19 protein-coding genes are annotated in these 25,324 nt (G+C 69.6%); 5 read left to right on the top strand and 14 right to left on the bottom strand.

The window, feature by feature from the left end; translation table 11 throughout:
• Window positions 1–473 precede the first annotated feature (473 nt).
• Complete coding sequence (locus tag NON19_RS17460; RefSeq protein WP_255929120.1) at window positions 474–1,187, top strand: DUF5995 family protein; 714 nt, start codon at window positions 474–476, stop codon at window positions 1,185–1,187.
• A 220-nt stretch (window positions 1,188–1,407) separates the two neighbouring features.
• Entirely contained in the window at window positions 1,408–2,901 is a 1,494-nt protein-coding gene (locus tag NON19_RS17455) for a sugar porter family MFS transporter (RefSeq protein ID WP_255929119.1), read from the top strand.
• A 398-nt stretch (window positions 2,902–3,299) separates the two neighbouring features.
• Here NON19_RS17455 and NON19_RS17450 read toward each other — a convergent pair whose 3' ends face one another.
• The 6 genes from NON19_RS17450 to NON19_RS17425 form a co-directional block, all read right to left on the bottom strand.
• Window positions 3,300–3,779 (bottom strand): OsmC family protein, encoded by a 480-nt coding sequence (locus NON19_RS17450; RefSeq protein ID WP_255929118.1) that lies wholly within the window; start codon window positions 3,777–3,779, stop codon window positions 3,300–3,302.
• Window positions 3,780–3,932: 153 nt separating this feature from the next.
• Window positions 3,933–4,331 carry an ACT domain-containing protein gene (locus NON19_RS17445; protein ID WP_255929117.1) on the bottom strand — a complete coding sequence of 133 codons (399 nt, stop codon included), beginning with the start codon at window positions 4,329–4,331 and terminating at the stop codon, window positions 3,933–3,935.
• A gap of 230 nt (window positions 4,332–4,561) precedes the next feature.
• Entirely contained in the window at window positions 4,562–5,221 is a 660-nt protein-coding gene (locus NON19_RS17440; RefSeq protein ID WP_255929115.1) for a protein-L-isoaspartate(D-aspartate) O-methyltransferase, read from the bottom strand.
• Window positions 5,222–5,471: 250 nt separating this feature from the next.
• The gene (locus NON19_RS17435; protein WP_255929113.1) at window positions 5,472–6,203 is read right to left on the bottom strand and encodes a glycosyltransferase family 2 protein; all 732 of its coding nucleotides are present in this window, start codon (window positions 6,201–6,203) and stop codon (window positions 5,472–5,474) included.
• Between the two features lie 929 nt (window positions 6,204–7,132).
• A complete protein-coding gene (locus tag NON19_RS17430) occupies window positions 7,133–8,863 on the bottom strand; it encodes a heavy-metal-associated domain-containing protein (protein ID WP_255929111.1) in 1,731 nt (576 codons plus the stop codon).
• 482 nt (window positions 8,864–9,345) lie between these two features.
• Entirely contained in the window at window positions 9,346–10,761 is a 1,416-nt protein-coding gene (locus tag NON19_RS17425) for an aminotransferase-like domain-containing protein (protein ID WP_255929109.1), read from the bottom strand.
• 37 nt (window positions 10,762–10,798) lie between these two features.
• Here NON19_RS17425 and NON19_RS17420 point away from each other — a divergent pair, with 37 nt between their 5' ends.
• Window positions 10,799–11,698, top strand: a complete 900-nt coding sequence (locus tag NON19_RS17420; RefSeq protein WP_255929107.1) for a DMT family transporter — start codon at window positions 10,799–10,801, stop codon at window positions 11,696–11,698.
• A 114-nt stretch (window positions 11,699–11,812) separates the two neighbouring features.
• On the opposite strand, the gene NON19_RS17415 is transcribed toward NON19_RS17420, so the two are convergent.
• From NON19_RS17415 to NON19_RS17385, 7 genes are all read right to left on the bottom strand, one after another.
• The gene (locus NON19_RS17415) at window positions 11,813–13,705 is read right to left on the bottom strand and encodes an ArnT family glycosyltransferase (protein ID WP_255929105.1); all 1,893 of its coding nucleotides are present in this window, start codon (window positions 13,703–13,705) and stop codon (window positions 11,813–11,815) included.
• 59 nt (window positions 13,706–13,764) lie between these two features.
• Window positions 13,765–14,811 carry an NlpC/P60 family protein gene (locus NON19_RS17410; RefSeq protein WP_255929103.1) on the bottom strand — a complete coding sequence of 349 codons (1,047 nt, stop codon included), beginning with the start codon at window positions 14,809–14,811 and terminating at the stop codon, window positions 13,765–13,767.
• Window positions 14,812–14,862: 51 nt separating this feature from the next.
• Window positions 14,863–15,345, bottom strand: coding sequence for a poly-gamma-glutamate biosynthesis protein PgsC/CapC (locus tag NON19_RS17405; RefSeq protein ID WP_255929102.1), 483 nt, complete (start codon window positions 15,343–15,345; stop codon window positions 14,863–14,865).
• Window positions 15,342–16,679, bottom strand: a complete 1,338-nt coding sequence (pgsB, locus tag NON19_RS17400) for a poly-gamma-glutamate synthase PgsB (protein WP_255929101.1) — start codon at window positions 16,677–16,679, stop codon at window positions 15,342–15,344. Before pgsB ends, NON19_RS17405 begins: the two co-directional genes overlap by 4 nt.
• Before the next feature lie 14 nt (window positions 16,680–16,693).
• A complete protein-coding gene (locus NON19_RS17395; protein ID WP_255929100.1) occupies window positions 16,694–19,012 on the bottom strand; it encodes a cache domain-containing protein in 2,319 nt (772 codons plus the stop codon).
• Window positions 19,013–19,480: 468 nt separating this feature from the next.
• On the bottom strand, window positions 19,481–21,865 hold the full coding sequence (locus NON19_RS17390) for an ATP-binding cassette domain-containing protein (RefSeq protein WP_255929099.1): 2,385 nt from the start codon (window positions 21,863–21,865) through the stop codon (window positions 19,481–19,483).
• A 239-nt stretch (window positions 21,866–22,104) separates the two neighbouring features.
• Entirely contained in the window at window positions 22,105–22,515 is a 411-nt protein-coding gene (locus NON19_RS17385) for a VOC family protein (RefSeq protein WP_255929098.1), read from the bottom strand.
• A 230-nt stretch (window positions 22,516–22,745) separates the two neighbouring features.
• Between NON19_RS17385 and NON19_RS17380 the strand changes: the two genes are divergently transcribed.
• The gene (locus NON19_RS17380) at window positions 22,746–23,120 is read left to right on the top strand and encodes a helix-turn-helix transcriptional regulator (protein ID WP_255929175.1); all 375 of its coding nucleotides are present in this window, start codon (window positions 22,746–22,748) and stop codon (window positions 23,118–23,120) included.
• Window positions 23,121–23,130: 10 nt separating this feature from the next.
• On the top strand, window positions 23,131–23,547 hold the full coding sequence (locus NON19_RS17375; protein WP_255929097.1) for a VOC family protein: 417 nt from the start codon (window positions 23,131–23,133) through the stop codon (window positions 23,545–23,547).
• A 141-nt stretch (window positions 23,548–23,688) separates the two neighbouring features.
• Here the strand turns inward: NON19_RS17375 and NON19_RS17370 are convergent, their stop codons facing one another.
• Window positions 23,689–25,209, bottom strand: coding sequence for an SDR family NAD(P)-dependent oxidoreductase (locus tag NON19_RS17370; protein WP_255929096.1), 1,521 nt, complete (start codon window positions 25,207–25,209; stop codon window positions 23,689–23,691).
• Between the last annotated feature and the right edge of the window lie 115 nt (window positions 25,210–25,324).

Below are 25,324 nucleotides of genomic sequence, written 5' to 3'. Positions count from 1 at the left end.
GATCGGGTCGCCCGCAGGCGTCATCGTCCAGCGCCTCCCGCTACGCGGCACCCAGGTGGCCATGGACCTCGTCCGAGCGGCAGCCGTGGTGTCGGTGCCCCTCGCAGCGGCGGCTGGGATGCCGCACATGGCAGGTAACGTCGTGTTGCGTCCGACCGGAATGCCACTGCCGCGCTGGTCAGTACCGCTCTCGCGCATTCATGAGGGAGGCTACCGAGTCGGTCGATCCGACGTATGCGAACCTGCACTCGAAACTACCTGACTGCCCCAACTCGGGAGATGGCGCTGATTCACCATCAAAATCAGTCGAGCATATCGGCGGCGCAGAGCCCGCACCCAGCGTTCCATGACGGAGCTCATTCGGAGTCTGTGTATCCCCGGCCGCCACGTCCGGGGTGGGCCTCCGTGTCTGATCGCTCTGGCCCCCGTTGGACTCGAGGGAGGTGCGTCCTGTGCGTCGTTGGGGTATGCGGGTGACCGCTGTCGTACTGGCGGGAGTGGTCGCGGTCGGCGGGAGCCCCGCCGGAGCCGCCGCTGCGGGGCAGGCGCGGTGCGCCGGGCCGGTGCTCACGTGCGTACGCTCGGCCGAACGCACCCTGACCGCGGTCCGGGACGGGCTGGCGTGTGACCACCGGGCGCCGTTCGCCTCGGTGTACGTACACGTCCAGCGGCAGCTCGCCCGCGCGCTGCGGGCACAGCCGGGTTACTTCAGCGAACCGTCCTGGCTGGCAGGCGATCTGAACACGGGCTTCGTCGACGCCTATCTCACCGCTCTCCGTCTCGACCGGGCAGGTGACCGTTCCGTTCCCGCAGCCTGGCGGATCGCGTTCGACGCGGCGCGGGGCCGCGGGACGAACGCTGGACAGGACGTGCTGCTGGGCGCGAACGCGCATATCCAGCGGGACATGCCGTTCGTGCTCGAGCAGCTGGGGCTCACGCGTCCCGACGGCCGTTCCCGCCAAGCGGACTTCGAGCGCTTCCAACTCGTCCTGGACCGCGCGTACATCCCCGCCGTGGAAGAAGTCGCCCGCTCCTACGATCCGGTGGTGGGCCTGGCCGACGCCCGGTGGGCGGTACTGCTGGCTTCGGTGCGGCTTCCTGCGCAGGACATCGTGCGCGATGCCTGGTGCGCGCGTGCGCACGCCGGAAGTCAACCCGTTACGCGGATTGCCGGTGTGTCGCCTTGAACCGTGGCCACCGCCTGGTGGCAAGGAGACCGACGCAAGCTCATTTTCTATCGGCCTTCCAGCGCTTCCGCCCTCGCAGGCCGTTTCCTGAGAGGAAGCGAATCGTATGCCGTACCGACCGCCGTCTGCGCCTGCTTTGCAGTACGTGCGGGTGACACTCGGCATGGCTTCCCGTCCTCTGGGACTCCTGATGTCAGGAAGGTGATACGGGAGTTGTCTTGTGAGCGTTCATACCGAAGGGGAGCAGTCCGGCGACAGTCAGAACGTACTGGCGTTGCTGGACCAGCGCCCACCGACGTCGTTCTACTGGTCGTTGACGCTCCTTGCCACCCTTGGCGGATTCCTGTTCGGCTACGACACGGCGAACATCGGCTCCGCCCTCAGCTTCGTCCCGTACCACCTCACCGGCTTCGCGCTCGGCTACCTGGTGGCCGGGGCATCGGTTGGAGCGGCGGTCGGGGCACTGTTGGCAGGGCCGCTGACCGACCTGTTCGGCCGCAAATCGCTGCTCATCGCGGATGCGGGCATCTACACTCTGGGGGCGCTGCTGTCGGCGGTGACCTGGCATGCCTGGGTCCTCATCGCCGCCCGTACGCTGATCGGCCTGGCCATCGGCGCGGACTCCGCGATCGCCACCGCCTACATCGCTGAATACGCCCCGGCGGACCGGCGCGGAGCGCTCAGCATGCTCCAGCAGTGGATGATCACCGTTGGCATTCTCATCTCGTACATCGTCGCCCTCGTGCTCCTTCGATCCCTGCCTGACCGCGCCTACGGGATCGACTGGCGGCTCATCTTCGGCCTGGGAGCCGTCCCGGCATTTGTCGGGCTGGTACTGCGTACGAGGATGCCCGAGTCACCGCGGTGGCTGCTGGAGAAGGGGCGCTACGCCGGCGTCAAGAAGGCCATGGGGCAACTGGGCGTCGAGGTGACGATCGAGCAGGTGGAACGTACGGCGGCGCAACTGCGTGTGGAGGAGCAGGCCCGCAAGGGAGACGCCCGGATCAGCGACTGGACTCCGGGAGTGCGCCGGGCGCTGGTGGTGATCTGCGGGTTCTTCACCTTCCAGCAGATCACCGGCATCAACGTGCCGCTCTACTACGGCCCACACGTGCTGGCACCGCTGTTCCAGTCGGGCGGCCACGGAGCGACGGTGGACTCGGCGATCGCCGGGGTGGAGGTCACCGCGATCATGTCGGCGCTCAACGTCGGTGCGACGTACTTCGGGTTCAAGTACATCGACCGGCTCGGCCGCCGCCTGATGTCGATGGGCGGCTACAGTGGTATGGCGGTATCAGCCCTGATCGCCGCTTTCGGACTGGGGCGTCTGCACGGTACGGCGCAGATCATCGTGGTGATGGTCGGGCTCAATCTGTTCATCGCCTCCTTCGCGGTGGGTGTCGGCGGCACAGGGTGGCTCATCCAGGGCGAGACGTTCCCGACAGCGGTACGCGGCCGCGCGGCCGCTATCGGGGCGGCTGTGGACTGGCTGGCGAACTTCGCCGTCATCGAGGTGTTCCCCACCTGGCAGAGCGGGATCGGCCTGGCCTGGGTGCTGGTCTGCTTCTCGGGCCTGGCCGTCATGGCGGTCGGCTTCATCTACATGTTCTTGCCGGAGACGAAGGGGCTCTCGGTCGACGAGATCATCCACCTGTACGAAGCGCAGGCGCGCCTCACACCCGCGTCACTTCGCCGTCGATCCAGCGGGCGGTGAGCCCATGGGGCGGTGCGGTCGGCCGATCCACTGGTACGCCTGCGCGTAGCGAGGGCGTACAGACGAATCGAGGCCAGCGCCCGTCTTTCGTAGCCGACAACCCGCCTGCCATCGACCGCGACGAGCGCCAGCACGCCTGGTGCGGTCAGGCTGGCCTTGCGAGTTCCGGATTGGCGGGGAGGTGAACCACCCCTCGTTCCAGCAGAGGTCCAGGACTCAAGGGAGGTGGCTAGAGCCGAAGGGGTCGACGGCAGTCATGGGAGTGATCGTCCTCGAAGCAGGTGGGATCGACCGCGGGCGGCGGCTGTCTTTCGATGACGTGCCCGAGGGTAAACGCCGGTGAGAAGCTGCCAGCACGCAACGACTTCTGCGTGGCGTGGTCCCTTCGGCAACACGCCTCAGTCGCGTTGAACCCGGATCACAGGGCTGTGGCGGATGGGAAAGTTCACCGACCGGGCGATGAAACACACCGAGTGCACATCACCGTGGAGCGCGAGAGCCTTCTCCACCATCGATGGGTCAGTGACGGTCACCTCAGGACTCAGAACAACCTCTGTGATCTGGCCGCCCCCGCCGCTCTCGTCCATGGTCATGACCCCGTGAGCGCGATCCTCGTAGTCAACGACGACCACGCCGTCGGTGGCGCAGAGGTGGAGATACCAGAGCATGTGGCACTGGGCGACGGACGCAACCAGCAACTCCTCCGGGTTCCAGCGCTTCCGGTCACCACGGAAGGCCGGATCGGATGAGGCAGCGATCGGCGTCTTGCCGTCTGCCAGGATCTCGTGATCGCGGCTGTATGAGCGGTAACTGCCGGTTCCCGAACCGAGGTTGCCCGTCCACTCGACCGTGACTTGATAGCTGTGTGTGTCGGCCATGGGACCAGCATATGGAGGAGGGCAAGCGCCGCAGCGGGACGGCCGCCGTGATGGTGCCTGCCGCGGGTGCTGTGTTCGGTTCCCTGTCACTCCTGCGCTGCTGGACATCTCTCCAGCAGCCGCCCCTCGACAGCCCATCCGGCGCACGGCGGGTCAGGAGGAGCGCCGCGCCAGAGTCTCCAGGATGGCTACCGCCTCGTCGGCGTTCTCGTAGGGCACGAACAGGTGGTCGTGGTGGAACCCGGCCACGACGTTGCAGCTCAGACCGGCGGCAGCTAGTTCCTTCGAGACTGCGGCGGTCAACCCGACCGCCTCAAGCGCGGAGTGGATACGCAATGTGATCCACCCGGATACGTAGTCGTACGCCAACCCAGCCGCATCCGCTTCTTCCTGGTGGGCGACCACGGTCAGCCCCTCCTGCTCTGCAACCGTGACCACAGGGGGGACGCCGGACGGCACTCGGCCCTCGACCGTGGTGAACACATACCGGCCCGGATTCAGCTCAGGGCGCATGCCGCTCAGCAACTTCTGCAGATCACTTTCGCCAGCCATGGTTCACCACCTTACGCATGACGCATCGCGATCGGCGCTCTCGCAACGCCCGTTGCAAGCCCCGCATCCAACGCCCTTCATCGGACGCGGAGTTGATTTGGGATCGCTGCACAGCTGATCGCTGCCCAGCCCCGATGCTTGGCGGAGGTGTGAGGATGCGAGCGGCATCAGAACCACCCGACCACGGTGGCGGAGCAGCAGGCGGCTGTCGTGTGTTGCACGCGGCCTGTTCATGGCGGGTAGCCGTGCTCACCATAGAGGCGTACGAAGCACGCCGAGGTGATGAACCGCGGAGATCCCAGGCCGTGCGCACCGCGCTCGTACCGCTCGACCGCCTCCTGGCCTCCCGGCCCTATCGGCTGAACGAGCCGTCCGCCGATCCGAAGCTGCTCGACCAACGGCGGCGGTACATGCGGGAAGGCGGCAGAAACGACAATGGCGTCGTACGGAGCGCGGGCCGCCACGCCGAGCGTGCCGTCGCCGACGATGATCTCGACGTTCTCCAGGCCCTGCCCGGCCAGGGCGCGGCGGGCCTCTTCGGCCATGTCCGGCCACCGCTCCACGCTGACGACCTCGGCCGCGAGGCAGCCGAGGAGCGCGGTTTGGAACCCATAGCCTGTGCCGACCTCCAGCACGTGTTCGGTGCCGGTGAGTTGCAAGGCCGCGACCATCTGCGCGGTGAGCGAAGGTTGGGTGGTCACCTGGCTGTGGGGGAGGGGGACCGGCACGTCCTGGTACGCCATGGCCTGGTGGGTGGCGGGGACGAAGGCGGCTCGCGGGGTACGGCGTAGCGCTTCGAGGACGTGCTCATCGGCTACGCCAGCAGCGCACGCGGCCCTTACCAGGTCCTCCGGGCCGGGCTCATGCCGTCCGTGGCAGTCATCCCTCACCCTTCAATACTCGGACGTGTCGGGCGGCCGTGCACAGTCGCGTCCTGCTGGGGCGGGGCTCGCCTATGCCCGGGCGCCTCGCAGACTTTCCTCCCTCGACCGGGCCGCAGGCCTGGTCCGCGCTCGACGTGGCGCACGCCGGGCGCCGCCACCGCCCTGCCACCGGGCGACCGTGCGGGTCGGCGGCACCGCGTGGCGGACAGCCGCGAACGAGCGCGAAGCAGCGAACGACCAGGAGAGAACGGCACGGCTAATGCCACGCCCAGCCCAACTCCCGTAGCGCGCTGGCACGTTGCAAAAGGGCCTCTATTCGAGTTGCCGCTTCAGTCGGCTCCCAGTAGTGGTCCGACGCCGTCGTCTGGTTGGGATGCTTGCGGTACAGCACGCTCGGCTCCGCTATGAACTCGCCGGGTGCCACGGCTTCCGCGGCAAGGAGCAGGGCCACGGTCTCGGCTCCGGACAACGCCTGCCAGCCGCCCAGCGCGAGCACTAGGCGCCGGTGGGCGGCGAATGTGACCGCCTGGACGGACAGGCGGCCTTCCATCACCTCACGGTAGAAACGCCCGGGCTCCACCGGGCCGCCCGGAGGATCGTAGGGGCCGGGTGCGGTGCTGCCATCCTCATGGAGGTCGACGCAGGCGGACACGCACCACGGAACGCGTTCGAGCGTCTCTATGTCCCGCTCCAGCGCACCCGGCAGCAGCATGTCGTCCGCGTCCAGCGTCCGGATCAGTTCTCCTGTCGCGCGGGCGAGGGCGTGAGTGCGCGTCACCGCGATGCGCGCTGGCAGTCCTGTGCCCAGCGTGATCCTGGGGTCATCGGGGAGGCTGTTCGCGGGAATACCGGATGTGCCGTCCTCCTGCACACACCATTGCCATTGCCAGTCGTCCGGTAGCTTTTGCTCGCGGAGGGATTCGTAGACGTCACCGAGGAACTGGTGGCCGCCGTTGTGTACGGCGGTGATGACGCTGATGGTTCGCATGGGCATGGTCCCCCTGGAGGATCGGCTGCCCCATGATCATGACATGGACCAATGGCCAAGGGCTCAACGGTCGGTGGCCGGTCCATGCCTTGCAACGCCACCGTGGAGGCCTCCGCGCCGCTACCCGCAATCCACCCGGAGACGTTCATCGGATCCATCCTGTGCCCCGGCCGCGATCCGAACTTGGTGGGCGGGCACAGGCGTTGGCCGACGCGGGTAGGGGGCGGGCGCGAGTCTGACCCGTGTGGTTGGGAGGAACCTTCCGCCCGGTAGCACCGGCCCGGTGGACGTGCCGCCCCGCCGGACTCTGACGTCGACATCCGCCCGCTGAAGCTCTGCCTGAAAACCCGGATCACAGTAGCTTGTTGCTTAAGGTCCTTGCTTAAGGTCCGGCATCGAACGCGTCCCGAACTTGATCAGTGCTTTCGCGGTTCGGCGGACATGAAGGCGGCTTCGTCTGATCCTGTGCTCCGTCACAGAGGCGCTGCCGCGGGGGGCGACGAAGGAGGGCCCGCTCCCGAAGACTGACTTGCGGGCGTTCCGCGCCGCTCTGTATGCCGCTGCCCGCCTCGCCGGAGGCAAAGTGGGTGAGGTGGAGGAACAGGCGTACCCCCGGACCTTCCACAGCGCAACGGTCGTCGGAGGCGCAGGCGAGAGGATCGTCCTGTGTCACGCCCATCACCCCTGGATAGCTTTCGCCCGTTTGGGAGCAGCACTATTGGGAGCCAGAGGTGACGGCGAGTCAGGTAGGGCTAGCAGGAGGTTCTTCTCCGCTTGACGGGGAAGAACGGCCTTGTCCTCCTCGCGGCGGTACGAACGTACCGGCGCCCTCTGACTCCTCGGCCTCGTCGATCGCGCTGACCTAGGTGTTGCTGGTCATGAGGTTCGGGCAGGAAGCAAGCGTTTAGCGGCGACAGGAAAAGACGGGCTCAGCGGCGGCTTGTGTCCTCCCGGTTGGCGCTCCTCGAAACGCCAGGAGTGGGCGCAGGCCCTCGGGTGGCGCGGCGGCCAGTCGTAGCCCCCCACAGTAGGGCGATCAGGCTTGCTGTGTGCACAGGCGTCATGGCGTGTGTAATGCCTCGCCGCCTCCCGACGAGGGCGAACAGCGTTCCGAACGCGGACCCCGCCAGCGCGCACCGTACCGAGCGCTGTGAGACCGGGTCGGCCGCCGCCACCGCGCGCAGGATGCGCCACACGTCCTCCAGGCCGGCCGCGCAGACCAGGTCCGCCGACCACGAGGCCTCGGCGCCGGGGGTTTCGGGCACCGCGACGGCGACATCCGCGGCGGCCAGTGCCTCGGCGTCCGTGCCCGAGACCGCCAGCACGCCCTCGCCCTGCCGCTGCAGGTCGCGTACCCGGTCGGCGAGGGGCTCGGCGGGATCGGTGATCTGGTCGGCCGCCGAGAGTAGATTCCCGATGCGGTCGTCATCGGTGAGCACGACCCGCGCCCTGCCCGAGCGCGCCGCGACCAGTACCGAGGCGGCCAGCGGGTTGAGCCTGCGCTCGGCGACTGGCTGGCCGTCGAGGAGAACGTCGGAGTCGATCACGATGGCGGAGACCAGGTCGAGCAGGCGGAGCACCGACGGGTCGAGCGGTACGACGCCGCGCCGGGCCAGGTCGCGTCCGACCGCCGAGGCGAAACCCTCTCGGCCGTAGCGTGCGGCCCGCGGCACGGCGGCGAGCAACGCGTCCGCCGCCCGTCCAGGGCTACCGGTCAGCACGAGTACCGAAGCCGCAGTGAGCGGGGCGAACGGCGCCAGCAACTGCTCCCACTGCTCGACGGGGCCGGGCGGCCGGGCCCTGCCGCGCATGTGCCTCGGCGGCCTGGTGTGCGGCACGCAGTTCGGACCCGGGCACAGGTCCCGCTCACGTCCCTCCCACACCTGACGTCGGGCCCTGGCCTCGCCGAGCAACAGCATCCGGTTGACCGCGTCGACCGCTGGCATGCCGATCCCATCGGACAGCCCGTTGACTGTCGTGCTCACCAGCGAGAGCAGGAAGTCGGTCTCGAACGGTCCGATGCGACGCACCAACGGCCCCCGCAGCTCCCGTTCCAGCTCCAGCGCGGCCACGAGTGCGGGCACTCCCCGGGGCAGCGATGGCAAACGGAAGATCCGCAGCACCGCCGCGGCGGATACCGCGGCACAGTCGACCAGCAGTTCCATCGCCGTGGCGGCGACTGCCGCGTCGTCGCCCGGAGTGACGGGCTGTGCCCACGCGAACTCATCGTCCTGGACGCCCTGTGCCTTCTCGGCGGACCTGACCGCCTCCAGCAACCGGTCGACACCGATCCGGCGTTCGTCGAACGACAGCAGCACCTGACCGGTCACGGCGTTGACCTCCGCCCAGCGCACCCCGTTCAGCCGCCGCAGCGACCTGGTCACCCCTGTGGCCAGCCGCTCCCGCCTGCGGCCTCCGTGCTCAAGACCCCGTACCTCGATGTGCGCACGGTCATGCCCCGTCCAGACGCGACGGGCGCGCCGCCGCGGATGAAAGTCGACCAGGGCGCGCCCAGCCCGCGCCGCGCGGCCAGGCATCCCCGCAGCCGTCGTGGCACCGTACCGGGCCGTCGACACCGCCATGCGCGCCGTCCCTCCCGCGGTGCGCAGCCCCGCCCTGGTCACCCCGGCCATCGCCCCGCCAGCCGTCTTGGCGGCCATCGTCGCAACGCTCCCGGTCGCACGGAAGCCTGCCCTGCCGAGCGCTTCCATCCCGCCAGTCCCTGCTCGGGTCACAGTCAACAGCGTGCCGCGCGCCTGATCCGTCGGAGCCAGACGGCCCAGCGTCCGAACCGGCACGCTCAGCAGCGACGCAGCACTTCCAGCCACCCCCTTCGCCTACCCGTGAAGCGCAGCCCACACCTCAGCTGTCCCGAAATCGTCAGGGCGTGATCAGGCGGGCGTTCCCCAACGCTCTGGAGTCACTGCACGTGAGCGCGCGTCATGGAACGCGAGCGAGCGAGCGGGCTTGCTTGGGACGATCAGGGGGTCAGAAGTCGACAAGAGTTCAGGGGGCGACGATCGGTTCAGAAATCGCCGAGCTCTATGTCGTCGATACGGCCCACCGAACGGCGGGCCGCCGGTCTGCCGACAGCCAGCAGTGGGCAGGACCCGCTCACCACCGCAGCCGCAGCGGTCCACCGCTACTGGGCCTGTTGTTGCGCGAGTGCCTGACCGATGATGCGTGCGCCGTCGGGGAACGCCCCGGGGTTCGGTCCGGCGTAGTTGAGCCGGAGGTACACGCCGGTCGGTTCGGCCGGGAACCACTCATTGCCCGGGGCGATGACGACACTCGCGGTTTCGCAGTCACGGACGAGTCGCGGCAGGTCAGTGGTGTCCGGCAGTTGCAGCCAGAGGTTCAGCCCTCCCCGGGGCACTGCTTCCAGGCGCGCGCCAGGCACGTGGTCCCGCAGTGCGTTGACGAGAAGGTCGCGGCGGGTGGCGAGTTGGTGGCCGAGGTTGCGCAGGTGTGTGCGCCAGGCGGGCTGGGTGACCACGTCGAGGGCGACCGCTTGCAGGAGGCCGCTGACGTACATGGACTCGGCCTGGGCGCTGGCGAGGATCCGCGTCCGGGCCGGGCCGCGGGCGACGAGACCGGCGATACGAACGGCCGGTGACACGCTCTTGGTCAGGGACCGTAGGTGGACCACATGGCCCCCGTCGTCGCGTGCGGCGAGCGGGACCGGGGCTGCTTCGATGCCGAAGTCGTGTGCCCAGTCGTCCTCGATCAGGAACGCGCCGTGCGCGCGAACGACTTCAAGTACCCGGTTGCCGAGCTCGGTTGACCACTGGGCGCCGGTGGGGTTGGCGAAGTTGGGTTGGGCGTAGAACGCTCGCGCTCCGGTCTGCTCGAAGGCCCGCGCCAGTTCGTCCGGGTCCGGCCCGTGAGCGCTACTGGGGATGGGTACGACCTGTACGCCTGCCTGCGCTGCGGCGAGGAGCGCACCCCAGTACGTCGGCGACTCCACCAGCAGGGGGCGGCCTGCGCCGACGAGTGCTCGGAACGCGGTGCTGAGGCCGCTTTGACTGCCGGGGAAGACGGTGACGTCGCTCGCTACCGGAGGCATGGCACCGGGCGACGTGACCGAGCCGAGTTCGGTGGCGAACCAGGCCTGCAGCTCCGGCAGCCCCGCGGCTGGCGGGCGGTTGACGGTGGCATCGCTGCGAGCCGCCCGGGTGAAGGCGGTCCGCACCAGGCGCTCGGGCAGCAGCTCCCGGTCCGGGTAGCCCGAGTGCAACGCGATCACATCGTTCGGGAAGGTCCGCAACGCCCGTGACAGCTGCGGAATGCGGTTGCGCGGTGACCCGAGGGCCGCCGTCTGCCACCCGTAGTCGTTCGGGCGAGCCGCCCTGGTCGCGCGGACGAAGGTCCCGACGCCGGGTCGGCTCTCCACCATCCCCTGGGCCGCCAGAGCCCGAAGCGCCTTCTGCACCGTGACCGGGCTTGCCGCGTACTGGGACACCAGCGACCGAGTGGACGGCAGCTTCGCACCCGGCGCGGCGGTCGCGATCCACTCCCGGAGTCCCGCGACGATTCGCGAGCTGCTATCGTCATGCATGAGAAATGATAGTAGCGCTACTCTCGCTGAGCCGCCGGTGCTATCGGCGTCGTCCGCAGGACTCGGTTGGGGGCTGCTCGGCGTCACGGCGTTCTCGTTCACCGTCCCGTTCACCCGTGTCGCCGTCGCCGGTGGCGGGATATCCCCGCTCTTCGTCGGCTCTGGCCGTGCGGTCATAGCCGCGTTGCTGGCGGCGGCTGCGCTGGCGATCACCAGGCAGCGTCTGCCCCGCGGCGTCCAGTGGGCCCGTCTGAGCGTCGTCGCCGCCGGTGTGGTCGTCGGGTTCCCGCTGCTGAGCTCCTTCGCGCTCACTACGGCCTCGGCCAGCCATGGTGCCGTCGTGATCGCGCTCCTGCCAGCCGCGACCGCGGTGATGGCGGTGCTCCGCGGGCACGAACGACCCCCGAGGGCTTTCTGGGCCATGGCGACCGTCGGCGCGATCGCCGCCGTGGGGTTCGCCTCGCTGCAAGGTGATGGGTTCGGTGGTCTGCACTGGGCCGACCTGCTCTTGCTCAGCGCCGTCCTGGCGGCCGGGACCGGGTACGCCGAAGGGGGGCTCCTCGCTCGCGAGCTCGGGGCCTGGCAGACCATCTCCTGGGCGCTCGTGCTCTCGGCACCGCTGATGATCGGCCTCGCGGGCGTCTCGATGGCCCGGCATGCTCCGGCCGGGACCCCGGTCCAGTGGGCGGCGTTCGCCTACCTCGGTGTGGTGAGCATGTTCCTGGGCTTCTTCGCCTGGTACCGCGGACTGGCGGTCGGCCCGATGGCGCAGGTCAGTCAGATCCAGTTGGTTCAGCCGGTGTTGACCATCTGCTGGGCCGCGCTGTTCCTGCGCGAGCAGATCACCTGGCCCACGATTCTCGGCGGCTTCACCGTGGTCGCCTGCGCCGGTACCGCCGTACGCACCCGACTCGGGCGCGCCGCGGACGCGAGGTAGGAGGCAGCCGACGCTCGCCGGGGTCTGGGTCTTCGGGTGGGCGACCGTCGCCCGGCCCGCGGACGCGTTGAGGGTCGTTCCGCAAAGCGGCCCACAGCGTGCGTGCTCAGCAGGTCAGCTGCCCGGGGCGCAGTCGTAGAGGGTGAAGCTTCCGTCCGAGGTCCGGCCGTACGCGCGCGGTGGTATGCGGGTGCAGTGCCTCTTCACCCAGACCGTTGCCGGTATGGACGGGCGGCGCGTGGTCAGTAGTGCGTAGCGCAACTGGTGGGCGGAGACCAGCGCTGTGAGCTGCGGCGCGGTTGGGTGCGGGGTCAGTCCGGTGAAGCCACCCATGACCAGCATGGGTTGAGGAGTGGCCCGCAACAACGGCTCGGCGCCGTAGGCGGCCTGGGTGGCGAGCAGGTACCTCTCCCGGGAGTGGTGTGCGGCGAGGTAGTGCAGCAGCGCGCTGTCCCGCGCGGACGGGGCGTTCAGGGCGTTGCGCTGGACCCTGGATGGGTGGTGGCGCATGTCGTGGTACCCGGCGCCTACCGGTCCGGCCAGCGGCGAGATCGACGAGCCGCCGTACAGCGGATCCAGGCACGCGGCCGCCCAGACGGCCGGAGCGAGGAGCACGGACGCCAGGCTCGCAGCGAGCGCACCGCACAACGCGCGCCGCGTTGTGCGCGGCCCACGCGACCACAGGCCGACGGCCCCGCACAGGCCGAGCATCAGCACCACCGGCAGCAGCCAGGGCGCGGATCCGCCGTGCGGGCCGTCGATCGCCGCGGCCCACAGTACGGTCAGTGCGACTCCGGCGGGCAGCGCGGCCCGGCGCGGCCCCCCATCGCGGTACTCGCGCCAGAACAGGGCCAGTCCACCGCCGGTCAGGGCGGCCAGAGCCGGGGCCAGTACGGCGGTGTAGTAGCCGTGGTTGCCGTTGGAGGCGCTGAAGACCACGGCATGCACGACCAGCCAGCCGCCCCAGAGCAGCAGTCCCGTCCGCAGTCTGTCGGTGCGCGGCTGCCCGGCACGCCACAACAGGCCGAGCACCAAAGCCAGTACCGCGAGCGGCAGGAACCAGGCGATCTGCGGTCCCACGGTCTGGTTGACGAGCATGGTCCAACCGGTGTTGCCGGTGCTGCGGCTGGCGGCGGTGCCCGCGACGGCGCCCAGTGCCTGCTGGTCGTGGCCGAAACGGCTGAGCCCGTTGTAGCCGAAGACCAGGGTGAAGGGGCTGTTGTTCGTGGTTCCGTCGAGGTAGGGACGGTGTGCGGCGGGAGTCACCCACACCAGCAGCAGCCAGGAGCAGGAGACGGCGAGCGTGGTGCAACCGGCGAGCAGCAACCTGCCGATCCGGTGCAACCGGGGGCCGGACGCGGCCAGTTGGTACACCACGGCGAAGACCGGTAGCACGAGCCACGCCTGGAGCATCTTGGCCTGGAAGGCCAGCCCCACCCATGCTCCGCAGGCGAGCAGCGGCAGCAACCTGTCGGTGCTGACGGCCCTCTGCAGTGATCCGGCCGCGAGGACCAGCAGCAGCACGAGCAAGGTGTCCGGAATGGTGTGCCGATCCAGTGCGACGGTGATCGGGGTGAGGGTGAGTACCAGGGCGGCGAGCAGCCCGGCCGGTGCGCCTGCCCAGGCGCGTACGATCCGGTGGAGTGCCCAGACGGCGAGTACGCCTTCCACCACCTGCGGCAGCGCTACAGCCCAGTTGTGCGGCCCGAAACACCTCACGCAGAGCGCCTGCGGCCACAGCGCCCCGGGGATCTTGTCCACGGTGACCGAGCCGCTCGGGTCCAGCCCGCCGAAGGCGAAGGCGTGCCAGCTCGCCGCCATCGACCGCACGGCGGCGCCGTAGTACGGGTGTATCGCGGCCCGGTCGATGCCCCAGGCGTAGAGCACCGCGGCCACCCCCAGGATCAGCAGCAGTGCGGGCAACTCCCAGTGGTCAAAGGCCGTTTGGCAGTGCCTGTCGCGGGTGAAGGGGCGCCGGTGGTCTCTCCGGTCCTGAGTGGTGGCCATGGCGGGTTCTCTCGTGGGAAACGGCAATCGGCCGGGGTACGACGACGGCTTCGGGCGGTTCACAGGCGGCGGGCCATCCGCAGCCCCTGGGCGTAGAAGCCGTCGCCGTCCAGCGTCGCGCGGCCCGCCAGGTCGCCCATGGTGGGCCCGTTGGCCCGGGAACGGCTGGAGTAGAAGCGCGGATGCCCCTCCTCGTCCGGCCCCAGATACATGCCGCAGTGGTCGATGCCGTGCGGTCGGCCGATGTCGATGGAGAAGAAGACCAGGTCGCCCGGTTGCAGCGGACTGATGTCGGTGGGCCGCCGACCGCTGTCCTCGATCAACAGCACACCCGGGGCCCGGGTGGCGATGGCGTAGGCCCGGCGTGGCAGGCCGATACCCGGGGCGTTGCTGGCGTGCATGGGATAGCCCATGCGGTAGCCCCAGACCAGGCGCATGAAGCCGGAGCAGTCCACGTCGCCGTAGCGCGCCTGCTGCGGGTACCTGCGGGTGCCGTCCGGAAAGGTCCAGGGGGTGCCGAGGTAGTCGTAGAAGTCGGACTGTTCGTCGAGGTAGTGGAACGATGTCGGCGACCGCCCGGGAACTCGTGGACCGAAGTGGGCCTTGCCCGCGTAACGCAGGCCGGACGCGGTGCGGTGGTCGTGCGCCCCGTCGCCGTACTCGAAGGCCACCCCGATGGCGTCCGGGCTGCGGTCGGCGAGGGCCTTGGGGAGCCACTCCCGGAACCACGGGGACTGCTCCTTGCCAGCCCGCCATGCGCCGGGCATCAGCCGTACCCATGCGTTGCTGCGCACCACCGCGCTGGTGGTACGCGGCTCGTCCCAGGTACGGGTCGGGCCGACCAGCAGCGCGGTGCGGGCACCGTCGGTGAGGGTGGCGACGACTTGGCCATCGGGGGCGTGTACCACCGTACGGGCGGGCGCGTGACGGCGCTCGAACCGGTAGCCGCTGGTCGGCACCGGGCCATCGCCGAAAGGGCCGCCTGGTCCGCCGCCGAGCAAGCGGTCCCACGCGTATCCGCCGACCGCCCCGGCGGCGGCCAGTCCGACGGCACCCAGGACCTGACGCCGACTGGGCCCACGGCGCGGGGTGCGATCGATGCCCACGGAAACCTCCTCAGGGGCGGGTGGATGGCGGACGCGAATGCCCCGGCTCGGTCAGCCCATGGGTAGTGCCCCCAGCAGCAACCCGGCGACGAGCACCACATAGCTGCCCAGGGTCACCGCGGTGGTGGAGATGGCGGTGGCCGCGACCGGCTGCCGGACCAGCTGATAGGCGATCAGCCCCGGCACGATGAAGCCAAGGGTCTGGGCGCCGTACAGCAGCGGGAACTCGTGCTGGAGCGCGAGCATCACCGTGGTCTGCAGCAGCACCGCGCACAACACCACGGCGGCGAACAGCCGCTTGCCGTACAGGATCACATGGCGCTGGAGGAGTTTGGTCGCGACGAAGGTGAGCGCCGTGACGCCGATCATCATCCCGGCCCGGCCCGTATCGGTGACCAGGGTCAGCGCCAGCCAGCCGGGGGTGATCATGCCACCGGGGGAGAGATTGGTGGTCAGATAGCAGACCAGCGAGAAGACCAGGCCGACGGCGATCCCCAGCGCGGCGGTCTGCGGGGTGACGTTGACGGGGATCACAACGGTTTCCTTGTCGGGTCGTGCGTGAGGTCGCGGTCCGCAGGGGTGGTTCGTGGGATGTGTGCGTCGAGCGCCGGACCGTCCAGCGAAGCCACCGAGGCGAACGGCTCCGGCTCGGGCGGACGGGCGCCAGCGGGCGGCTCCTTGGCGCTGTCCGGCGGCAGTGAGCCCAGCCGCTCCAGGAACAGTTCGCCCTGACCGTGGATGTTGCCGACGGCCACCAACGAGGAATCCGGGGCCAGTTCGGCGAGGATGGCGTCCGTCAGCTCCTGTGCGGCGCGCCGGTCACCGCCCAGGTCCACCACCCGCCCCGACGACCAGCGCGCGGGGATGCCGTCTCGGGCGCTCTTGGTGGGATGCCCGATCAGGAAGACCGTCTCCGGGTTGAGCTCGGGGACGATCGCGCCCATCTGCCCGTTGCGTTCCACCCGGTCGGGGCGGCAGTTGATGACCACGTTCAGCGGTCGGTGTATGGCGCCGAGATCCTCCAGCTGTCGGACGTTCATCAGGGTTGACTCGGGGTCGTTCGCGGCGAAGACGTTGGCGAAGCGCAACCGCTTGCCGTCTGGTGTGCGGTAGCGTTCGACGGAGAGCACGCCGGGGTCCGGCGGAGCGTCCCACATGCCGCGAAGCGCGGTCCGCCGGTCCACACCCAGCAGTTCCGCCACCGCCAGCGCGATGGCCACGTTCTCCTTGAAGGTGAACCAGCTGAAGCCGCGTAACTCGGCGTCGGTCACCGAGTCGGGATCGACCGCGACCAGGCGGCAGTCGCGCCGGTCCGCCTCCTCCTTGAGGATGTGCAGCCGCTCCCGCTCCGCGGTGACACAGACCCCGCCGACCGGCATCGACCGGGACAGCGAGCGAGCCACATCGTCCAACGTCGGCCCCATCTCGGCGAGATGGTCCTCGCGTACGTTGCACAGCACGCCGATGGTGGAGCGGATCAGCTTCTCCTGGTTGATCTCCTGAAGCGCGGGCATCACCGCCATGCACTCGATCACCAGGGCGTCCGGCCGGTACGCCGCGGCCCGTCGGACGATGCCTATCTGCTCGACGACGTTGGCGATCCCGAACTTCCGGTACACCGGTTCCTCGGTGGCGTCCGGGTGGATGAACCGGGCCGCGGTGCCGGTGGTCTTGGCGACGGTGGCCACATCACCGCCGCGCAGCGCCCCCGCGCACAACCGGGTGATCGAGCTCTTGCCCCGGATGCCGTTGACCAGCACCCGGGTCGGGATCTGCTCCAGCGAGGCGTAGTGGCGCCGCTGCTCCAGCACTCCGGCGACCAGCAGCACGGCACAACTCAAGAGCAGCACAAGGTACAGGAAGAGCACGTCAGTTGATCCTCCTACGGCTGCGGCGCGCTGTCGGGCGAGGATGACGGAGCCGAGGGGGACGCCGGGTCAGGTCGAGCGCGGCGATCCCGCTCGGCCAACGCCTGCCGGAGCAGTTCCAGACTGCGCGTCACCGAACCGCACTCATCCTGGTGGACCGGGTACAGCACGGTCCGGCGATCGCCACCAGCCAGCCGTTCCGCGTGCCCGGTGAGGGCCCGCAGTGGTCTGACCACCACGATGTGCAGCCAGCTCAGGCAGGCGACGCCCACGGTCAGGGCCAGCAGACCGGCCAGCATGGTGTGCGACCGGACCTGGTAGGGCGTCAGCTTGAGGGCGGCCGCGGGCTCGGCGGAGACCACCCGCCAGCCGAGCCCGGCGGCGGGTCCGAATCGCGTCAGTGGAGCTGCGGCCGCGACCGACGGGCCCGCGCCCGGTGCCGTCTCCGCGTTCAGCACGGCCGACGCCGGGCTGCCCGCGGTCCCGCCGGTGCTCTTTGTCCTGGCGGCGAGGCGTGTGAGGCCATGGCTGGGCAGGGACTGGAAGGCACGGAAGCCGACGCTCGCCGCGAGCACCTCATGGTGGTCGTCGACGAGCCAGACGTTACCGAGGCTCGGCCGGGGCAACAGGCTGTTCAGCGCGTTCACGTCGATCTCCGCGAAGAGCACGGCGGGGGCGCCCGTGGTGGTGGCCCTCGCGGACTTCGCCGCCGGGATCTGGGCATAGGCGGCGATCGCGGGGATCTTGCCCGAGGTGTTGACCTTGGTGATCCCGTCACCGGTCGGTGCGTGGACGATCGTGCGCAACGGCCGCTTGCCCACCCGCAGCACGATGGCGCCGGTGCGATCCAGCACGTACAGCGAACGATACTTGGGGTGTTCGGCAAGGGCGCGCCGCAGCGTGTCCGCCTCCCGGCCCCTCGGCTCACCGGAGATGCGCGAGGCCACCTCCGCCAGGTCGGTGTAGCTCTGGCCGAGGGACTGCCGCAGCCGGTCCGCCGCGGACTCGGTGCGTGCCTGCTGGTCGGCAACGGTCGTTGCCGGTATGGCCTTGGCCGCCTGCACGCGGTTGACCAGGAACATCAGTGGTACTCCCCACGCGGCGACCAGTAGCGCGCAGACAAGGACCAGCGGCCGTACACCCGGGCGGCGGCGCACCGGCCGAACAGTCTCCGGCCCGGCCTCGCCCAGGAGTTGACGGCGTATGGACTCAAGGGCTCGCCCGGCCCTGCGGGGCTCACCGAACGCGGGGACCGGCACCGGCCGATCCAGCCCCTCGCGCGCTTCCGTGTCGCAGGCGCCCTTGGCCAGCCGGGCGGCGGACAAATGGAGCCGCAGCAGTGGGTGCTGCACGGCTGCCCACAGAAGTAAGGTCACCAGCACGGCGATCACCGCCAGCGTGACTGCCGCGGCGAGCGCGAACCGGGTGTGGTCGGCGTTGCCCCTCGTAGGGGCCACGCCCTTGTACGTGAGCACGGTCAGGCCCAGATCGGCGGTGTCGTCCTTGCCGTGCGCCACGCTGATGGATGCCCAACCGGCGACGCGACGCAGTCCGTTGGCACTCTCGCCGAGCATGCTGCCGGAGGCGCCAGCGGTGTGCGGCACGGCCTTGGCGGCACTCGCCGCGGCGGCGGGCAGCGCGCGGTCGCCAGCACCGGGTGCCAGGGCCGTGCTGGCGGTGCCGACGGCGGCCAGCACCCTTCCGTTCCGGTCCACCAGTTGACCGGTGCGACCGGCGCCGAACACCGGGGGGGCGGTGATCTGCTCGGAGGCGACCAGCAGGAGTTCACGTTCGGGCGCCTGGTCCCGCACCAAGTCGATTGCCTGGTCCTGGTTTTCGTCCCGATTCCCGCTCGCTGCTGGCACGGTAACCCGTGCGAAGAGCAGCAGTCGGGGTTTGGTGGTACCCGAATGTGCCAGTCGGGGTGGCACGTTGGCGGTGCCAGCGTGGGCGAGTCCCGTCGTGTCCACCCCGGTCAGCGGCACCGGTTCCCCGGCTGCGGCCAGCGTTCTGCCCGTGTGCGGGTCGAGCAGCACACCACCGCGCACGGAAGTCATCTTCCGCAGAAGGGACTTGACCACGGTCGTCGGCGTCTCTTCGGCGGCGACCGGGGGCGACGCGGCAAAGTGGCGCAGCGAGGTGGCCTTGGCCCCTATCGAAGTCCCGACGGAAACCGCGGCATCCTCGGCGATCCGGCGTTCCGCGTCCCGTACCGCCTGCGGCACGTCCTGTTCATGGATGGTTTCGAAACCGAGCGCCGTGAACGCGGCAACTGCCAGCAGCAGGCAGGCCAGTGCGGCGATCGGTGGCCGTACACCGCCGAGCAGAGGCATGTCGGCCCGGCGTCGGGTGCGGTGTCTGCTGTGCGTGCGGGCGGCCGTGAGCAGGGCAGCGTCCTCTCGTGCGGGGATGGCTCTGCTGCTGCATACGGAGGAATTGACCTCGCAGAAGCTCGGCCAGTATGCGCACAAGCGAATCACAGGATTGTCACAGGAATGTCGACGAGATGTGCCCGCGTGCCGCTCGTGTGCCGAAACTCCGTGATCAACGCGGCGATATCGGGCGCACTTACCCGCCGCAGTTAGCCACTTTTGGCGCGAAACTGCCTACGGAGCCGCGCAGTTCACACTGCGGCGGGACGGCGCAGCCTCTCGATCCCGAGAGCAACTACCCTTGCCAGCACGGCACTTGCGCACCGACACCAGCGCCGCGCCCTCTCGCCGCACTGCCCGACGCACCTCGCCAGGTACCGCGTCAACACCTCACCGAACGCGAACTCACGGTCCCCACAGGGTAGTTGGTCAGGCATCGACGTAGGCCGCGAGGTGTTCGCCGGTGAGGGTGGAGCGCGCGGCAACGAGGTCGGCGGGTGTGCCCTCGAAGACGATCCGGCCGCCGTCGTGGCCCGCGCCGGGGCCGAGGTCGATGATCCAGTCGGCGTGTGCCATGACCGCCTGGTGGTGCTCGACGACGACGACCGACTTGCCGGAGTCGACCAGCCGGTCGAGCAGTCCCAGCAACTGCTCGACGTCGGCGAGGTGCAGGCCCGCGGTCGGCTCGTCGAGGACGTAGACGCCGCCCTTCTCGGCCATGTAAGTGGCCAGCTTGAGCCGCTGCCGCTCGCCGCCGGACAGCGTGGTGAGCGGCTGGCCGAGGGTGAGATAGCCGAGCCCGACATCCGCGAGCCGCTTGAGGATGGCGTGCGCGGCCGGTGTGCGCGCCTCGCCGGTGCCGAAGAACTCCTCGGCCTCGGTCACCGGCATCGCCAGCACCTCGCTGATGTCGCGGCCGCCGAGGTGGTAGTCCAGCACCGACGCGTCGAACCGCCTTCCCTCGCACTCCTCGCAGGTGGTGGCGACGCCGGCCATCATGGCCAGGTCGGTGTAGATGACGCCGGCGCCGTTGCAGTTGGGGCAGGCGCCTTCGGAGTTGGCGCTGAACAGCGCGGACTTGACGCCGTTGGCCTTCGCGAACGCCTTGCGGATCGGGTCGAGCAGTCCGGTGTACGTCGCCGGGTTGCTCCGCCGGGAACCGCGAATAGCGCCCTGGTCGATCGACACCACACCCGCGCCGGCCGGAATCGACCCGTGCACGAGCGAGCTCTTGCCCGACCCGGCGACCCCGGTGACGACGACGAGCACCCCGAGCGGGATATCGACATCGACATCGCGCAGGTTGTGCGCCGTCGCGCCGCGGATCGCAAGTGTGCCGGTGGGCGTGCGCACCGTCTCCTTCAGCGCGGCCCGGTCGTCGAAATGGCGGCCGGTGACGGTGCCGCTGGCCCGCAGCCCCTCGACGGTGCCCTCGAAGCAGACCGTGCCGCCCGCCGTACCGGCGCCGGGGCCCAGGTCGACGACGTGGTCGGCGATCGCTATCGTCTCCGGTTTGTGCTCCACGACGAGCACCGTGTTGCCCTTGTCCCGCAGCCGCAGCAGCAGGCCGTTCATCCGCTGGATGTCATGGGGGTGCAGGCCTGTGGTGGGCTCGTCGAAGACATAGGTGGTGTCGGTGAGCGAGGAGCCGAGGTGGCGGATCATCTTGACGCGCTGCGCCTCGCCGCCGGACAGCGTGCCCGACGGCCGGTCCAGCGAGAGGTAGCCCAGCCCGATCTCCGCGAACGAGTCGAGGGTGTGCTGCAGCTTCGCGAGCAGCGGTGCCACCGACGGCTCGTCGATGCCGCGGACCCACTCGGCCAGGTCGCTGATCTGCATCGCGCAGGCGTCGGCGATGCTGATCCCCTTGATCTTCGACGACCGGGCCGCCTCACTGAGCCGGGTGCCGTCGCACTCGGGGCAGTCGGTGAAGGTGACGGCCCGGTCGACGAACTCCCGGATGTGCGGCTGCATCGCCTCCCGGTCCTTGGAGAGCATCGACTTCTGGATCCGCGGGATCAGCCCCTCGTAGGTCATGTTGATGCCCGCGATCTTCATCCTGGTCGGCTCGCGGTGGAGGAAGTCGTGCAGCTCCTTCTTGGTGAACCTGCGGATCGGCTTGTCCGGGTCGAAGAAGCCCGACTCGCTGTAGAGCCGGTAGTTCCAGCCGCCCGCCTTGTAGCCGGGAACGGTCATCGCCCCCTCGGCGAGCGACTTGGAGTCGTCGTAGAGCTGGGTGACGTCGAGATCGGTGACCGTGCCCCGGCCCTCGCAGCGTGGACACATGCCGCCGGTGATGCTGAACTCGCGACGTTCCTTCACGGTCTTCCCGCCGCGCTCGACAGTGACCGCACCCGCTCCACTGATCGAGGCGACGTTGAAGGAGAACGCCTGGGGCGAGCCGATGTGGGGCTGCCCGAGCCGACTGAAGAGGATGCGCAGCATCGCGTTGGCATCGGTGGCGGTGCCGACCGTGGAGCGCGCGTCAGCACCCATGCGCTGCTGGTCGACGATGATCGCGGTGGTCAGCCCTTCGAGTACGTCGACATCGGGCCGTGCCAGCGTCGGCATGAAGCCCTGTACGAAGGCGCTGTAGGTCTCGTTGATCAGCCGCTGCGACTCCGCGGCGATCGTGTTGAAAACCAGAGAGCTCTTGCCCGAGCCGGAGACACCGGTGAACACCGTCAGCCGCCGCTTCGGGAGCTCGACGCTGACGTCCTTGAGGTTGTTCTCGCGCGCGCCGTGCACGCGGATCAGATCGTGGCTGTCGGCAACGTGCAGCGCAGACGACCGCGTGTCCGTCTTCTTGGCCATGCTGGGTGTCTCCATCTGTTGCGCGGGGCCGCCTTCGCGGTTCCCGTCGGCGTCGCCTGGCTCTCTGACCAGCTTCGAGCAGTCGGTACTGGGTCCCGGCCGGGGGCGCGTCCGGCCGGGCTTCGGACCAACGAGCGACCGTCGCGCATACTAGCTCGCGACCTGGCATCTCGTTCATCTCACGCCAAGCCGGGATGTGGCGCGAGGTGCGGGGATTTCGGCTGCGCTCGCCGGACCGCTCAGCGCAGTTCGTTGATGCGGATCAGGTTGCCCGCGGGATCGCGGAAGGCGCAGTCGCGGATCCCGTACGGCTGCTCGGTCGGCACCTGGACGACGTCGGCGCCGCTGGCCCGCAGCCGCGCGAAGGTGGCGTCGAGGTCGGCGGTGGCCAGGGCGATACGGGCGTAGCTGCCCTTGGCCATCATCTCCACGATGGTGCGGCGCTCGTCGTCGGTGATGCCGGGGGCCGCGGCTGGCGGCTCCAGGACGATGGACGTGTGGGGCTGTTCGGCGGGGCCGACCGTGATCCAGCGCATCTCGCCGTATCCGACGTCGTTGCGGACCTCGAATCCGAGGGTGTCGCGGTAGAAGGCCAGGGAGGCGTCCGGGTCGTTGTGCGGGAGGAAGGTCCAGTGAATGGCGATGTCCATGACGATCAGGCTAGGTGCGGCTCGGTGACCAGCGCTTCTCCATTCCTGATCGGTCTGCCCACCTGCCGCGCCAGGCACGACGGCATCTCCGCCGTGGCGTGCACCGGGGCGATCACCCCGGCCCTTCGTCCGCGATCTCCCGGTACCGCACTGCGGTGGTGTGGGAAACTGACCCGGTGAAACGGCAGGACCTCGAGGACCTCGTCCGGCTGCGCCGGGCCCGCGACCGGATGGACCGCGACTACGCCGAGCCGCTGGACGTACCGGCGCTGGCGCGTGACGCCCTGATGTCGCCGGGCCACTTCTCCCGCTGCTTCCGCGCTGCCTTCGGCGAGACGCCGTACGGCTACCTGATGACCCGCCGGATCGAGCGGGCGAAAGCGCTGCTGCGGCGCGGCGACCTCACGGTGACGGAAGTCTGCTACGCGGTCGGCTGTACGTCACTGGGGTCGTTCAGCTCGCGCTTCACCCAGCTGGTCGGGGAGAGCCCGAGCGCCTACCGGGCCCGCAGCCATGATCACGGCGCCGTCATTCCGGCATGCGTCGCGAAGATCCACACGCGGCCGGTCAGACGTGGAGGAGCGGACGCCGCTGCTCGACCGTAGTGTGAACGGCATGGACATCAGGCTTTCCGATTGCTTCATCGCCGTCGACGACCACGACAAGGCGCTCGCCTTCTACCGGGATGTACTCGGCCTTGAGGTACGCAATGACGTTGCGTTCGAGGGGATGCGCTGGGTGACCGTGGGGGCACCGTCGCAGCCGGATGTGAACATCGTCCTGGAACCGCCCTTGGCGAACCCGAACGCCTCGCCAGCCGACAAACAAGTCATGGCGGAGTTGCTGGCCAAGGGCCTGCTGCGCGGCGTCATCTTCTCGACCGACGACTGCGACGCCACCTTCGAGCGCATCAGCGCGGCGGGCGGCGAGGTACTGCAGGAGCCGATGGACCAGTTCTACGGCGTCCGCGACTGTGCCTTCCGCGACCCGGCCGGCAACCTACTGCGTTTCACGCAGCCGCTCGCGAAGTAAGACGTCGGCCGAGCTCGGTGAGCCACGCACGGTCCACGTGTGCTCGACCGCCGTCTGGTGGGCGCCGCCGATGCCCTCGGCAGCGCCCACGCCGAGTCCTTCAGCCTCCAGCCGACTGGCACGGTGCTGGGGGCATCGTCGTCACCACGGTGTGGGTGCGTAGTCCTTCAGGAAGCATCCGTAGAGGTCCTCGCCCTGTTCGCCTCTGATGATCGGGTCGTAGACGCGTGCAGCGCCGTCGACGAGGTCGAGGGGTGCATGGAAGCCAGCTTCGGCCAGGCGGGTCTTGTCGGGGTGGGGGCGTTCGTCGGTGATCCAGCCGGTGTCGACGGCGGTCATCAGGATGCGGTCGGTGTGGTACATCTCCTGCGCGCTGGTGCGGGTGAGCATGTTGAGCGCGGCTTTGGCCATGTTGGTGTGGGGGTGTCCGGCGCCTTTGTAGCCACGGCTGAACTTGCCTTCCATCGCGGAGACGTTCACCACGTACTTGCGCCTCGCCGACGACGCCGCCAGCGCCGGGCGCAGTCGGCTGACGAGTATGAACGGCGCGACGGAGTTGCACAGTTGGACTTCGAGCATCTCGACGGGCTCGACTTCGGAGACGGTTTGCACCCAGCTGTTGGAGTCGGCCAGATCAGGTATGAGCCCGCCCGCGTCGATGGCGGTACCGGCCGCGATCCTCTCCGGGGAGGCGGAACCGGTGACCAGCGCCAGCGCGGTGACCTTCTGCGCGCCCAGGCGGTCGTGTTCTCCGCTCGCCTGGCTGGGCAGCAGGGCTGGGTGCTCGATGCTGCCGCTGCCGAACCGGCCGATGACCTCGCTGGCGGGCAGCTGTCCGGCGGGCAGGGGCGCGGACTCGGCCGCGACGAGTTCGGCGTAGGCGGTGGGGGAGCGGCGCACGGTTTGTGCGGCGTTGTTGATGAGGATGTCCAGCGGACCCGCGGCGGCCACCGAGTCGGCGAGCGCGACGACTTGGGCCGGGTCACGCAGGTCGATCCCGACGATCTTGAGCCGGTGCAGCCAGTCGGCGCTGTCGGGCATCGCGGTGAAGCGGCGGATGGCGTCGTTGGGGAAGCGGGTGGTGATGGTGGTGTGCGCGCCGTCGCGCAGGAGCCGCAGCGCGATGTACATGCCGATCTTGGCCCGGCCGCCCGTGAGGAGCGCGCGGCGGCCGGTCAGGTCGGTACGCGCGTCGCGACGGGCGCGGTTGTGGGCGGCGCAGTCCTGGCACAGCTGGTGGTAGAAGGCGTCCACCTCGACGTAGCGCGCCTTGCAGATGTAGCAGGAGCGCGGGCGCTGCAGGATGCCTGCTATCTCGCCGGTGGTGGGGCTGGTGAGCCCGAAGACGCCCGCGGTCTCGTCGTCGATCCTGCCGGGCGCGCCGGTGGCGGTGGCGGCCGTGACCGCGCGGTCGTGGGCCGTCTTGCGCGCCCGGCTCTCTTGGCGGCGGCGCTGCTTGATCGTGCGGAAGATGTGGGCGACGGCTTTGCGGACGGTGATGGCGTCCGGGTGGTCGATGGGCAGGTCGTCCAGCTCGGCGAGGACCTCAAGGCACAGCTGCAGGCGCTTGGGGTCCAGGCCCGGCCCGAATTCGGGTGGGGTGTCGCCGTTCGTGGCGTCTGGCTGGTCGTCGGTGTGCTGGTGTTCGGCGGTCGCCGTCATGGCCGTGTGCTGCTTCCTCGTTCGTTGGGTCCCGCCCGATTATCCGTGACCGGCGGGGCGCGGTCGGCGGGGCACCGCATGGGCCTGGATTCGGGCCCGCGTGAGCGGTGAGGCC

The sequence above is a fragment of the Streptantibioticus rubrisoli genome (genome assembly GCF_024436055.1).
GTDB lineage: Bacteria > Actinomycetota > Actinomycetes > Streptomycetales > Streptomycetaceae > Streptantibioticus_A > Streptantibioticus_A rubrisoli.
Note: the sequence above shows the minus strand (reverse complement) of the source record. Positions and strands in the feature narration are given on the sequence as shown.

Coding starts and splice junctions, on each gene's coding strand:
- NON19_RS17450 (WP_255929118.1), bottom strand. CDS start 3,779: ATGGCCGACACACACAGCTATCAAGTCACGGTCGAGTGGACGGGCAAC.
- NON19_RS17445 (WP_255929117.1), bottom strand. CDS start 4,331: ATGGCTGGCGAAAGTGATCTGCAGAAGTTGCTGAGCGGCATGCGCCCT.
- NON19_RS17435 (WP_255929113.1), bottom strand. CDS start 6,203: ATGCGAACCATCAGCGTCATCACCGCCGTACACAACGGCGGCCACCAG.
- NON19_RS17430 (WP_255929111.1), bottom strand. CDS start 8,863: ATGGCCGCCAAGACGGCTGGCGGGGCGATGGCCGGGGTGACCAGGGCG.
- NON19_RS17425 (WP_255929109.1), bottom strand. CDS start 10,761: ATGCATGACGATAGCAGCTCGCGAATCGTCGCGGGACTCCGGGAGTGG.
- NON19_RS17415 (WP_255929105.1), bottom strand. CDS start 13,705: ATGGCCACCACTCAGGACCGGAGAGACCACCGGCGCCCCTTCACCCGC.
- NON19_RS17395 (WP_255929100.1), bottom strand. CDS start 19,012: ATGCCTCTGCTCGGCGGTGTACGGCCACCGATCGCCGCACTGGCCTGC.
- NON19_RS17390 (WP_255929099.1), bottom strand. CDS start 21,865: ATGGCCAAGAAGACGGACACGCGGTCGTCTGCGCTGCACGTTGCCGAC.
- NON19_RS17385 (WP_255929098.1), bottom strand. CDS start 22,515: ATGGACATCGCCATTCACTGGACCTTCCTCCCGCACAACGACCCGGAC.
- NON19_RS17380 (WP_255929175.1), top strand. CDS start 22,746: ATGGACCGCGACTACGCCGAGCCGCTGGACGTACCGGCGCTGGCGCGT.
- NON19_RS17375 (WP_255929097.1), top strand. CDS start 23,131: ATGGACATCAGGCTTTCCGATTGCTTCATCGCCGTCGACGACCACGAC.
- NON19_RS17370 (WP_255929096.1), bottom strand. CDS start 25,209: ATGACGGCGACCGCCGAACACCAGCACACCGACGACCAGCCAGACGCC.